Annotated in this window: 10 protein-coding genes; 7 read left to right on the top strand and 3 right to left on the bottom strand. The window is 72.5% G+C overall.

Features of this window, described 5'->3' with window-relative positions; genetic code table 11:
* Positions 1-168: 168 nt before the first annotated feature.
* From BLW78_RS15165 to BLW78_RS15155, 3 genes are all read left to right on the top strand, one after another.
* Positions 169-1149 (top strand): aliphatic sulfonate ABC transporter substrate-binding protein, encoded by a 981-nt coding sequence (locus BLW78_RS15165; protein ID WP_020093082.1) that lies wholly within the window; start codon positions 169-171, stop codon positions 1147-1149.
* 8 nt (positions 1150-1157) lie between these two features.
* Complete coding sequence (locus tag BLW78_RS15160; RefSeq protein WP_244435397.1) at positions 1158-1937, top strand: ABC transporter permease; 780 nt, start codon at positions 1158-1160, stop codon at positions 1935-1937.
* Positions 1938-2022: 85 nt separating this feature from the next.
* A complete protein-coding gene (locus BLW78_RS15155; protein ID WP_020093080.1) occupies positions 2023-2805 on the top strand; it encodes an ABC transporter ATP-binding protein in 783 nt (260 codons plus the stop codon).
* A gap of 21 nt (positions 2806-2826) precedes the next feature.
* Here the strand turns inward: BLW78_RS15155 and BLW78_RS15150 are convergent, their stop codons facing one another.
* From BLW78_RS15150 to BLW78_RS15140, 3 genes are all read right to left on the bottom strand, one after another.
* The gene (locus BLW78_RS15150; protein ID WP_091680557.1) at positions 2827-5994 is read right to left on the bottom strand and encodes an efflux RND transporter permease subunit; all 3168 of its coding nucleotides are present in this window, start codon (positions 5992-5994) and stop codon (positions 2827-2829) included.
* The gene (locus BLW78_RS15145; protein WP_091680556.1) at positions 5987-7096 is read right to left on the bottom strand and encodes an RND family efflux transporter; all 1110 of its coding nucleotides are present in this window, start codon (positions 7094-7096) and stop codon (positions 5987-5989) included. Before BLW78_RS15145 ends, BLW78_RS15150 begins: the two co-directional genes overlap by 8 nt.
* A 192-nt stretch (positions 7097-7288) precedes the next feature.
* Positions 7289-7687, bottom strand: a complete 399-nt coding sequence (locus BLW78_RS15140; RefSeq protein WP_020093077.1) for a hypothetical protein — start codon at positions 7685-7687, stop codon at positions 7289-7291.
* A gap of 566 nt (positions 7688-8253) precedes the next feature.
* Here BLW78_RS15140 and BLW78_RS15135 point away from each other — a divergent pair.
* From BLW78_RS15135 to BLW78_RS15120, 4 genes are all read left to right on the top strand, one after another.
* Positions 8254-9459 (top strand): O-antigen ligase family protein, encoded by a 1206-nt coding sequence (locus BLW78_RS15135; RefSeq protein WP_091680554.1) that lies wholly within the window; start codon positions 8254-8256, stop codon positions 9457-9459.
* Positions 9460-9587: 128 nt separating this feature from the next.
* Positions 9588-10340 carry a glycosyltransferase family 25 protein gene (locus tag BLW78_RS15130; protein WP_020093075.1) on the top strand — a complete coding sequence of 251 codons (753 nt, stop codon included), beginning with the start codon at positions 9588-9590 and terminating at the stop codon, positions 10338-10340.
* Between the two features lie 300 nt (positions 10341-10640).
* Positions 10641-12320, top strand: coding sequence for a hypothetical protein (locus BLW78_RS15125; protein ID WP_091680552.1), 1680 nt, complete (start codon positions 10641-10643; stop codon positions 12318-12320).
* On the top strand, positions 12317-12730 hold the full coding sequence (locus BLW78_RS15120; protein ID WP_091680550.1) for a DCC1-like thiol-disulfide oxidoreductase family protein: 414 nt from the start codon (positions 12317-12319) through the stop codon (positions 12728-12730). The genes BLW78_RS15125 and BLW78_RS15120 overlap by 4 nt, the downstream gene beginning before the upstream one ends.
* The last annotated feature ends 16 nt before the right edge of the window (positions 12731-12746 follow it).

The raw sequence follows: 12746 nt of genomic DNA, 5'->3' as shown, positions 1-12746 counted from the left end.
GTCTCGGACGCGCCGGATGCGCCCGGCCGATCGTCTCGCCGCCGGCGCCGCGTCCCTGAACCCAGCCGCCCGGACGAGACCGCTCGGGACCGCGCCGCGGCGCGGATCCCCTGCCCCGCGCCGGCCCCGCACCCCGCCCTCCGTTTCGCCACGACATCAGGCCCGACCATGCGCTCCACCCGCCGATCCCTCCTGGCCGCCGGCCTCGCCCTGGCCTGCCTCGGCGCGCTCGCGCCGCGCGAGGCCCGCGCCGACGACCCGAAGGAGATCCGCCTGGACTGGGCGACCTACAACCCGGTCGGCCTGCTTCTGAAGGAGAAGGGCTTCCTGGAGGAGGCGCTGGCGCCGCGCGGCATCAAGGTCCGCTGGGTCCAGTCGCTCGGCTCCAACAAGGCCCTCGAGTTCCTGAACGCCGGCGCCATCGATTTCGGGTCGGCGGCCGGCGCGGCGGCCCTCGTGGCGCGCATCAACGGCAACCCGATCAAGGCGATCTACGCCTACTCGCGCCCCGAATGGACGGCGCTCGTGACCCGCAAGGACAGCGGCATCACCAAGCCCGCCGACCTGAAGGGCAAGCGCGTCGCCGTCACCCGGGGCACCGATCCGCACATCTTCCTGATCCGCGCGCTCCAGGGCGCCGGCCTCACCGAGCGCGACGCCAAGCTCGTGCTGCTGCAGCACGCGGACGGGCGGACCGCCCTCGACCGCGGCGACGTCGATGCCTGGGCCGGCCTCGACCCGATGATGGCGGCGGCCGAGATCGAGAACGGCGACGTGCTGGTCTACCGCGACGCCGCGGCGAACACCTGGGGCCTGCTCGACGTCCGGGAGGACTTCGCCACCGCCCATCCCGACCTCGTCCGGACGGTGATCGCGGCCTACGAGCGGGCGCGCGCCTACGCGCTGGCCAACCCGCAGGCGCTCGCGGCGGCCCTCGTGGCGGCCACCAAGCTGCCCGAGCCGGTGATCGCCCGGCAGCTCGAGCGGACCGACCTTTCCCAGCCGGCGATCGGCCCGGCCCAGGCGCAGTCGATCAAGGCGGCCGGCACCGCCCTGCAGCAGGCCGGGATCATCCCGGCGGGCACCGACGTGTCCGCCGCCGTCGACGGGCTGCTCGACACGCGCTTCAATCCCGTCGCCGGACAGTGAGCGGCCGCGTGCCGCTGCTGCGGCGGGGCGGTCGCGCCGGCCTGGGTCTGCTGCTGCCGCTCGTCCTGGCGATCGGCTGGGAGATCGCGGTCGCGAGCGGCGCGGCGTCGGGGCGGCTGCTCCCGCCGCCGAGCCGGATCGCCGCGACCCTCTGGGCCCTGGCCGTCTCGGGCGATCTCTGGATGCATGTCGAGGCGACCCTCGTGCGGGTCGGCCTCGGCTTCCTCTGCGGCGCGGCGGCCGGGATCCTGGCCGGCGCCCTCGTCGCCACGGTCCCGCCGCTGCGCTGGCTCCTCGACCCGAGCCTGCAGGCGCTGCGGGCCGTCCCGTCGCTCGCCTGGGTGCCGCTCTTCATCCTGTGGTTCGGCATCCTGGAGACGCCGAAGGTCCTCTTGATCGCCGTCGGGGTGTTCTTCCCGGTCTATGTCGGCGTCTCGGGCGCGATCGCCTCGGTCGACCGCAAGCTGGTCGAGGTCGGCCGGATCTTCCGCCTGTCCCGCCTCGCCCTCGCCCGCCGGATCCTGCTGCCGGCCGTGCTGCCGGCGACCCTGGTGGGCCTGCGCACGGGGCTCGGCCTCGGCTTCCTGTTCGTCGTGGCGGCGGAGCTGATGGGCGCCTCGGAGGGGCTCGGCTACCTGCTGGTGGACGGGCAGCAGTTCAGCAAGCCCGATCAGATCGTGGCGGCGATCATCGCCTTCGCCCTCGTCGGCAAGGCGGCCGACATGGCCCTGGTCACGCTGACAGCCCCCCTGACCCGGTGGCAGGATACCGTGCGGGACAGCCTGTGACCGCGGCGCCGGCCCGGACGCGCGCCGCGGACCGGGAGGCCGCCCCGCGCCGCGATCCCCACGCCACGCCCGCCGAGAGACGCCCGTGCTGACCGTCGACGACCTCTCCAAGACCTACGCGGACGGCACGCAGGCGCTCGCGGGCATCGACCTGTCGGTCGAGCAGGGCGAGATCGTCGCGCTGATCGGCGGCTCGGGCTGCGGGAAGACGACCCTGCTCCGGCTGATCGCGGGGCTCGACCACGCGAGCGCGGGCGCCGTCGCGGTCGACGGCGAGACGATCCGCGCACCCCATCCGAGCGTGGGCGTCGTCTTCCAGGAGCCGCGCCTGCTGCCCTGGCTCGACGTGGCCGGCAATGTCGGCTTCGGCCTCGCCGACCTGTCCCGGTCCGAGCGCCGCGCCCGCGTCGCCCACGCCCTGGAGCGCGTCGGGCTCGCCGAGCACGGCGGTCGCTGGCCGCGGGAGCTGTCCGGTGGCCAGCAGCAGCGCGTGGCGATCGCCCGCGCCTTCGTGGCGCGGCCGCGGGTGCTGCTCCTCGACGAGCCGTTCTCGGCCCTCGACGCCTTCACCCGCAAGGGGTTGCACGACCAGCTCCTCGGTCTCTGGGCCGAGTCGAAGCCGACGATCCTGATCGTCACGCACGATGTCGGGGAGGCCGTCACCCTGGCCGACCGGGTGGTGGTGATGCGCCCGCGGCCCGGGCGCCTCGACGAGACCGTCCCGGTCGCGCTCGCCCGGCCGCGCGAACCGGTGGCGGCGACCTACGAGGAGGCCGTGCGCCGCGTGCTCGCCGCCCTCGACCACTCCCTGCGCCCGGCGACGAGCAGCCGGCCGCCCGCGCCCGAGACCCGCGCGAGCTGGTGGTAGGGCCGCCGGCGAACCGCGGCCTCAGGACCCGACCGCGGTCAGTTCCAGATCCGCGGGGTCCGCGCGCCGGAACCGGGCGCAGCGCAGCGCCATCACCGGCAGGACCAGCAGGTTCAGCACCGTCGAGGTGATCAGGCCGCCGAGGATCACGAGGGCCATCGGGCCCTCGATCTCGCGGCCGGGCTCCCCGGCCCCGAGCGCCAGCGGCAGCAGGCCGAGGCCCGTCACCAGGGACGTCATCAGGATCGGCACCATCCGGTCCGCGGCGCCCGCCGCCGCCGTGGCGGCGTCCCAGGCGCGCCCGTCCCGGGTGACCATCTGCTCGTAATGGGCGATCAGCATCACGCTGTTGCGCAGCGAGATGCCCGACAGGGTCACGAAGCCGACGATCGAGCCCAGCGACAGCACACCGCCGGTGAGCGCCACGGCCGCGACGCCGCCCACGAAGGCGAAGGGCAGGTTGACGAGAACGAGGAGCAGGTTCGCCGCGGAGCCGGTGACGATCGCCAGGAGCACCACGATGCCGAAGCCGGCCATCCCGGCATGGACCAGCAGATCGCGGCGGGCGGCCGCCTGCGCCTCGGCGGCCCCCGAGAAGGTCACGTAGCCCCCCTCCGGCAGCCGCACCTCGCGGGCGATCTTGCGCTTGGCCGCCGCCACGAAGCCCGCGACGTCGCGGTCGGCGACGTTGGCGGTCACCGCCTGCACCCGCTGCGCGCCGAGATGCTGGACCTGGTAGCGGCCGGCGCTCTCGTAGACGTCGGCCACCTGCGACAGCCGGACGTAGCGCCCGCCCGGCGTCCGCAGGGGCAGGTCGCCCACCGCGCTGAGGCGGTCCCGCACGCGGGCGTCGAGGATCACCAGCACGTTGAACACGGCGTTGCCGCGGTAGGTCTGGCCGACCGTGTCGCCCTGGTAGGCGGTGCGCACGGCCTCCAGCACCTCCACGGGGTCGAGCCCCCAGTGCCGCAGGTCCACCGGGCGCAGCGCCACCGTGACCTGCGGCAGCCCGGCCGGCGAGGCCTGCTGGACGTCCCGGGCGCCCTTCACCTCCGAGAGCTCCTGCGCCACCGAGCGGGCGGCCGCCTCGATCCGGTCGAGGTCGCTGCCGACCACGTTGACCACGACCGGCGCGGTGAAGCCCGAGACCGTCTCCTCGATGCGCTCGGTGAGGAAGGTCTTGAGCGAGAAGGCGGCCCCCGGGAAGTCGGCGATCAGCTGCCGGATGGCGCCCTCGACCCGGCGCTGGGCGGCGCCGTCGAGCCCGGGCTCGAGGTCGATGTGGATCTCGCTGTAGTGCGGCCCGGCGGTGTCCTCGGCGGCCTCGGCCCGGCCGATCTGCGCCGCCACGGCGCGCACCCCGGGGATCTCCTTCAGGTCGCCGGTGATCAGCGTCCCGAGCCGCTCCGATTCCTGCAGCGCGGTGCCGGGGATGGCGACCATGTGCAGGATCATGTGCCCCTCCTTCAGGTCGGGGAGGAACACCGCGCCGAGGGTCGGCAGGACGGCGGCGCCCGCGAGGGTGACCAGCAGGGCGCCCGCCATGGCGACCCGCGGGACCCGCCCGATCCCGGCGAGCAGCCGCAGGTAGGCGGCGCGGCTCCAGCGCACCACGGGCGGATCGGGCGGCGCGGCGCCGGCGTCGCGCCCCATCCGGCCCCCGAGGAGCAGGAGCGCCAGGGCCGGCGTGACCGTGAGCGCCACGAGGAGCGAGGCGACGACGGCCGCGATGTAGGCGAGCGCCAGCGGCCCGAACAGGCGGCCGGCGACGCCGGTCAGCGCCAGGACCGGCAGGAACATCAGGATCACCGCGAGGGTCGCGTAGGCGACCGAGGTCCGCACCTCCAGCATCGCGGCGAGCACCACGCGCGGCAGGCCGCGGCGCCCACCCCGCGACTCCCGCAGCCGGCGCGCGACGTTCTCGACGCCGATCACCGCGTCGTCGACGACCTCGCCGATGGCGAGGGCGAGGCCGCCGAGGGTCATCGTGTTGAGGCTCTCGCCCCAGGCCTGGAGGGCGAGGGCGGCGGCGATCAGCGACAGCGGGATCGCCGTGGCGCTGATCAGGGCCGCCCGCCAGTCCGCGAGGAAGACGAGGAGCACGACCACCACCAGCACGCCGCCGAGCGCCAGCGCCTCGATCACGTTGCCGGTGGCCACGTCCACGAAGTTCGCCGGCCGGAACAGGTCGGCCCGCAGGCTCACGCCGTCGCGCTTCAGGACCGGGCGCAGCTCGTCGAGGGCCGCCTCCAGGCGGGCGGTCACGGCGCGGGTGTCGACGCCCACCTGCGCGCCGACCATCAGCAGCACGCCGGGCCTGCCGTCCACGAGGGCCGCGCTGATCGCCGGCTCGGGCGCGGCCGTGACGGTCGCCACGTCGGAGAGCACCACGCTCGCCCCGCCGTCGTTGTGGAGCACGATCTGCCCGAGCGCCTCCGGGGTGAGCGACTGCCCCTCGGTCCGGAGCAGGACGCGCTGGTTCGGCGTGTCGACGAAGCCCGCCCCGCGCACGCCGGTCCCCTTCCGGGCGGCCGTCAGGACGTCGTTGAGGCCGATCTGGAAGCGGATCAGGTCGTCGGGGCGAACCTGGATCTGCAGGGCGCGCACGCCGCCGCCGTAGATCGAGACCTGGGCGATGCCGGGCACCGCCTGGAGCCGCCGCCGCACGGTCCACTCCGCGACCTGGCGCAGGTCCATGGCGTCGCGGGTCTCGGAGGTGAGACCCACGAGGAGCACGGTCAACGTCGAGGAGGTCAGCGGGGTCATGGCGGGCGCCGCCACGCCGGCCGGCATGCGGCCGGCGAGCGCCGCCAGGCGCTCGTTGACCCGCTGGCGGATGCGGTCGACGTCGCTGCCGGACCGGAACGCGGCGGTGATCACCGACAGGCCCTGGATCGAGGTGGAGCGCAGGGTCTCCAGGCCCGGCAGGCCGCCGACCGACACCTCCACGGGCTGCGTGACCAGCACCTCGACCTGCTCCGAATCGAGGCCCGGCGCCTCGGTCTGGATGGTCACGGTCGGCGGCGCGAATTCCGGGAACACGTCGTAGCGCGCCCCCGAGAGGGCGTAGAGCCCGAAGACGAGGACGGCGCAGGCGAGCGCCAGGACCACCCTGGGCAGCCGGACGGCGAAACCGACGAGGGCCGCCTGCGGACCGCCGCGACCGGCGGCAGCGGGCGGCTCAGTCATCGTCGTCGCCCACGACGCGGATGCGGCTCTTCATCTCCTCGGACAGGAGCGCCTGCGCGCCCCGCAGCACGATCTCGCTGCCGTCCGCCAGATCCTCGACCACGAAGGCGTCGGCCGACATCGGCGCGTCCGGCCGCACCGGGTGACGCACGAAGGCGCCGTCGCCGGTCCCGCGATACACCCAGGTGCCACCCTCGCCGTGGACGACGGCGTCCTCCGGCACGAGGACGCCCTTCACCGCGCGCGGCGCCGGCAGGAACGCCATCGTGCTGGTCCCGGGCAGGAGACCGCTGTCGCCGGAGACGAGATAGAAGAAGCTCTGCCCCTGGATCCGCGGATCGGTCCGCGTCGCCGGCGAGACCAGCCGGAGAGCGACCCGCTCGCTCTGCGGCGGCACCTCGGCGAAAGCGGCCTTGGGCGCCTCCGGCAGGGTCTCCCCCGGCGGCAACGTCACCTGCATGAGGAAATCGGCCCGCTCGATCAGGCGCGTCACCAGCGGCGACCGCTCGATGATCGCCTTTCCGAGCACCGGCCCCCATTCCTGGCGCGCCGTCGCCGCGAAGGTGCGCAACTGCGATTCCGCCACCGTGACCGACGCCTGATCGGTCAGGAGCGTGCCCTCGGCGGTCTCGATCTGCGCCACCGCCACCACGCCGGCGCCGAGGGTCCGCGCCCGGCGGGCGGCGCTGGCCGAGACTTCGACCCGGGCGCGCGCCGTCTGGAGCGCCGCCACGGCGCCGGCGTAGCTGTTGGTCAGCTCGGTGATGCGGGCGAGGTCGAGGACGCTGCCGTAGGCGGTCAATTCCTGGCGGTGCAGGACGGCGGGACGCGCCTCGGCGACGAGACCGATCCGGGCGCGCTCGGCCGGCGTCAGCCGGACCAGGGTCCGGCCGTCCTCGATGGCGGTGCGCGGCGCGGGAAGCTGCGCCGCCGCCGACAGGTTCTCTCGCCGCTCGGGAATCAGCGCCGCGACGCGCGCCCGTACCTCGGCGACGATCGGGCCGGCATCGGCCCGGAGGCGCGCGCCCGTCGGCGTGACCGCGAGACCGGCCGCAGCGAGCAGGACCCCTCCGATGAGCAGCAGCGCCCGGCGACCACGCACGTCGCTCTCCTCCCCCGAACCGATTGCCGAATCTACCCGGTTTCGGTGCCAAATACAGCCGAACTCGGCCAGCTCAAACTGTCACGCTCGGTTCTGGTCGTGGGTCGGGCCTCGCGGGTGCTCAGGAACGCGAAAGCCCGCCTCGACGGTGCGAGGCGGGCTTCCGGTCTGCTGGGATTATGTCGGTTCGGATCAGCAATCGTTGCCGGAGACCGGGGCGGTCTGCCGATCGGCGGCGGCCTTGTTCATGGCGCCGACCGTGCCGGGCGACGCGGGCTGGTTGCCGCCGGCCAGGTTCGCGGCGGCCGGATCGGTCGAGTTCGACTTGGAGCCGGCGTCCGTCTGCGCCTGACGGTCGGCGGTCTGGTTGGCGCCCACGTTGTTCATGGCACCGACCGTGCCGGGCGACGCGGGCTGGTTGCCGCCAGCGAGATTCTTGCTCGACTTGTCGACGTCGGAGCTCTTGGGATTCGATGCCTGCTGATCGGGGCTGTTCGACTTCGTGGTTCCGGTGTTGCACGGGGCCGCGAGGGCGGGCCCGGCAGCGAGGGCCAGAAGCGCAACAGCGCCGGCCAGATGAGAGACCTTCATCAAACGCTCCTCCAGGATTTATCGATCTCCCAAGTGCCTAATCGTCCCGTGAGTTCCGTCGCGACTGCCCAGATCTTCGATTGAGAGCGGGCCGCACACCGGATTTCGGTGCCCTCAACGTGGATAAATGTATGAATTCAGACATTGGTGCCGAAGATACCGGGCCGCTCACGTCGCGGCGGCCGATCTTCGGTGCGGCATCTTATCCCACGGGGCCCGGCCGAGCTGTTTCATCGGCCCGGCGGGACCGCGCATCGATCCGGTCGTCGCCGTGCGCCGCGCCGCCGCTACCTCGTTTGGTCGAGTTCTTGAGTCCGGGATGCCCGGGATAGCGTCGACTCGCGAGGGGGCGTGTCCGCGGCAGCCTCGAGCGGTGTCAGGCCGCGGGGCGGATGGGACACCGCCTCACCCGGGGCGTCTGAGATCGAGCGATGGCGTTTCCACGACACTTGACGGGCCTCGGACACGGTCCTGCCGGCGGCCTCGCTTGGTCGCCGGGCGGGCCGTACGGAACGGATCACCGCTGGGCCCATTCGGGCGCACCGGGCGATGGCGGGGCCGAGGCCATGCCGCGGCTCGGCGTGGCCGCCGCCGCGTGGATCGTGCTGTTCCTCTTCGCCCCGGTGGTCGGCGAGCAGATCAAGCTGCCGGGCGTCGACAAGGCGATCTGGATCGGCAGCGACCTGATCGCCTTCGCGTTCCTGGTCATGCGCCGCGACCTCGCCGCCACCCTGTTCGGCAGCCGTCTGCTGCTGCTCAGCTGGCCGCTCCTCGCGATCGCGTCCGCCCTGTGGTCCCTCACGCCCGGCCTCTCGGCCTATCACGGGCTCCAGCTGCTCGCGACGATCGTGGCCGGCATCACCCTGCGGACGACGATGGGCCTGTCCCGCCTCGTCAGGATCGTCTTCCTGGGCCTCCTGGCGGGACAGCTCCTGTCGGCCTTTCTCACGGTGGCGGCGCCCGCCCTGACGCGCGGGACGGACGGCAACTGGGCCGGGATCTACTCGCACAAGAACGTCCTCGGATCCCTGTCAAGCCTCCAGATCCTCTGCGCGGCCTGCCTGTTCCTGCAGGGCTGGAACCGTCTCCTGACCGCGTTCGGATTCTGTCTGGCCCTGGCGCTCCTCGTGTCGACGCACTCGGCCACGGCCCTGGTGGCGGCCGCCGCGGGGCTGTTGCCGCTCGCCGCGATCTTCGCTTGGCGCCAGGGCAAGCACGTGACGGGCTTCTGCCTCGGCATCGCCATCGCTTTGGCGGGCGTCGGGATCCTCGTCGTCGCCGCGCGGGGCGCCGACATCTCGGCGAGCGTGCTGTCGGATCTCGGCAAGGACACCACGCTGACCGGCCGCACCATCCTTTGGCAGTTCGGCCTCGACCAGTTCTGGCGGGAGCCGCTCATCGGCATCGGCTACAAGGCCTACTGGGAGAGCCCGCTCACCACGGCCGCCTACCTGCACTTCGTCACGAAGCAGAAGCTGTGGTTCTTCCACAACAACTTCATCGACACGGCCGTGGCGTTCGGGATCGTCGGCCTGATCCTCTTCACGGCCGCGCTGCTCGACACCGCGCGCCGGGTGATCGCCCATTTCGCGCGCTCCTCCGGCTACGTCGAGGCGTGGCCGATCCTGTTCATGAGCCAGCTCTTCGTCCTGGTCTGTTTCGAGTGCCCGCTCTTCGTCAATCACGGTCTCCACCAACTCCTGCTGGCGGCGATCCTGCCGGTGGTGCGGTCGCCGACCGTCGACGACAGCGACCAGGCCGCCCGCGATTGAGCTCGCAGGCCCGAGCGCCGTCCGGACCCCGGCGCAGATCCGGACGGCCGGAGCCGAAGGACGCGGTCGGGAAGGATCACGGCCGCCGAACGCGGCCGGCCCGACGGGCCCCATCAGAGGTGACTACGATGTACTGCTTCGGGATCTCCCTGCCCCGGTTCCGCGAACGGCACGCCTACCTATCCCGGCACCTCGCCGAGGTGTGGGGGCCGCGCTGCGAGATCACCGGCTATGAAGGCCCGGTCCCGGATCCGAACGCCCCGTTCCAACCCGACCTGACGGCCGGTCAGATCGGGTGCGCGCTGTCCCACATGAGCGCCTACGAGCGGATGATCGCGCTCGACCTGCCGCACGCGCTCATCGTCGAGGATGACGTCGTTCTGCCGCCGCAGATCCATCAGATCGTGGCCGGCATCGAGGCCGCCTTGCGGCCGGGCGACGTCGTCCTGCTCTTCAATTGGGCCGAGACGGTCGGGCCGTTCAGCTCAGTCGATACCGTCACCATCGGCGAATACCGGTTGTGCCTGCCCATGGACATGAGCAGCCTCGGCACGGCCGCAGCCTACGTGATCACCCGGTCGGCGGCCGAGGGGATCCTGCGGGCCAACCGCCCGGTCGCGGTGACGTCGGACAACTGGGCCTACTTCTTCGAGCGCGGCGCCCTGACATGCGGTCGCGCGCTCGTCCCGAACGCCGTCTCGCGGAAACCTTTCGAATCGACCATCTTCACGTCCCGCTCCAGGATCGCGGCCTTCCTGAAAGGCAACCCGATCCTCAAGCCCCTCTTCGCCGCGCGCCGCCGGGTCCTGGCGGAGCGGGTCGCCGCCAAGCTGACGTTCGTCGACGAGACCTCACCGCTGGCGGGACAGGCGCCGCGCTGACGCCCGTCCCACCGCGCGCAGCGGCGGGTAGAGCCCGGGGGCCGGGACGGTCGGGGTAGCCGAAAGGCGTAGGGGCGATCGCCCTCTTTGCAGCCTCTCACACCCCCGTGAAGTGCCAAGCTCTCCGGCGAGGCAGGAACCCGGGGCGGCAGGACAGGTCCGCGGCGGGTCCTCCTCGAGACGCCCGCATGACGGCGGACCCCGTTCGGCCGCTGGCCGCCCCGTCAAAGCGGGCCCTTGAGGATGAGAGGTCGTCGCTGGGCGCAGCGGCGGTCGCACCAGCGCGGCGGAAGACAGACGATGAGCAGCACGCTCCCGATCACCGGCCCGGACAAGGCCCTCGACACCGCCCTGCGACGCCTCGTCCGACCGGTGGCGGAGCGGGCGCGCTACTACCTGATCCTGTTCGCGCAGATCGGCGCCCTGCTGGTCCTGCTGAAGATCTCGCACGGCGTCACGGCGATCAACAACTACTACGGCGTGGTGCTGCCCGTGGCGCTGGCCCTCGCGATGACGCGGGTGCGCTTCGCCGCCGCCGATCTCGCGTCGGTCCGGCTGCTGCAGATGATCGGCGTGATCGCGGGCGGCTACGCGCTGATCCACTACCCGCTCTTCCCCGTCATTCTGCCCGGGGCGAAGGCGACCGTCGCCGTCACGGCCATCGCGGTGCTGTGGGTCGCGGCCGTGGCCGGCGGCGTGCTCTGCCTGCGCTGGCCCTCGCTCGCCCTGATCAGCGCCACCTACCTGGTCTGGAGCAAGCAGGCGGTCATCCGGGTGACCGGCCTCTGGCACGGGCACATCACCGACGTGGTGCCGCTCGCGGAGGTGAGCTTCTGCCTCGTCGCGGGCCTGCTGATCGCCCACGGGACGGCGCGTCTGCGCGACTGGCGCGGGCTCGGCGCCGCGGCGCGGTCGGACGTCGCGTCGGCCAGCGCGATGTTCTCGAAGGTGCTGATCGCGGCGGCGATCAGCATCCACCTCGGCAACTACTATTCGTCATTCCTGGCCAAGGTCACGCTCGACGACGGGCCGTTCTCGTGGCTGCTGAACAACGATCCCGGCAAGATCTTCATCGTCGGCCTCGACAACAACCACGTCCCCTACGCCGGCTGGCCCGTGCTGGTGGAGGCGATGCGCACGATCCTGAGCCATTCGAGCGCGCTGACCAACACGCTCATCCTGGTCGGCCAGGGCATCGCCCTGGTGGGGATCCTCATGCCGCGCCGCTGGCTGCTGCTGCTGCTCCTCGGCTTCGACGTGATGCACCTGTCGATCATCGTGCTCATGGGCGCCAACTTCGCCCCCTGGATCATGCTGAACCTCGCCATCGCGGCCGTCGTCGTGAGCCGGCACTACGAGCGGCCCCCGGTCTCGGTCGGGATCCTGTCGGTGCTGTTCATCCTGACCGGCAACACGTTCATGACCCAGGCCTGGCTCGGCTGGTACGACACCCTGGCCAATAATAAGATGTACTTCGAGGCGGTCGACCGGACCGGCCAGCGGCACTACGTGCCGACCAACTTCTTTACCTTCTACTCCTACCCGTTCGCCCACATGGCCTACGGCGCGCCCGACGCGGCGAACGCCTTCGCCCTCGACAACCCGAACGGCGGCACGCAGGTCTTCCGCAAGGTCACGGCCTCGACGACCTGCGACGTTCCCGTCCTGACCGCACCGGACGGCCTGGGCCAGGAATACTCGAAGTCGGAGATCGACGGGCCGGCGCTGGACGCCTACGTCCGGGGCTACCACCGCCTCGTCAGCGCGATCCGCGACAGGACGGGCCTGTTCCCCTACGCGGTCTATCCGCACCACTTCTTCGTCCCTCTCCAGTACGCCGCCGGCTTCGACACCCTCGCCATGGCCGACATCGTCGCCTACGTGTACCGGCGCGAATCCGTCTGCTTCAGCCTGCAGGACGGCGTCCCCGTCCGCCGCGTGGTGTCCGAAGCCGAGCACAGGATCGACCTGACGCCATGACCGCCCCCTCGACCGAGGCCGCCCTGACGGTGGTCTACGACGGCGAATGCCCGTTCTGCTCCAACTACGTGCACCTCATGGCCCTGCGCCGGTCGGTCGGCACCGTCGCCCTGGTGGACGCCCGGAGCGGGGGTCCCCTGGTCGACGAGATCGCGCGGCGCGGGTACGACCTCGACGAGGGCATGGTCGTCCGGCACGGCCCGGACCTCTATTACGGCGCGGACGCCCTCGTCCTGCTGTCGCGCCTCAGCGACGACCGGGGCGCGGCGAGCCGGCTCCTCGCGCGGCTGCTGCGCAGCCCCGGACGCGCGCGGCTTCTCTACCCGGCGATGAAGCTCGGGCGGCGCATCACGCTCCGGATGCTCGGCCGGACGCGCCTCGCGCGGCCCGGCGACGCGCCGGCCCGCTGAGCGGGCCGCGCTCCCG

Origin of the sequence: Methylobacterium sp. 275MFSha3.1, assembly GCF_900108435.1 — a bacterium.
In the GTDB taxonomy this organism is placed as follows: Bacteria; Pseudomonadota; Alphaproteobacteria; order Rhizobiales; family Beijerinckiaceae; genus Methylobacterium.
The sequence above is the reverse complement of the archived record's forward strand: the minus strand, read 5'-3'. Positions and strand labels throughout refer to the sequence as shown.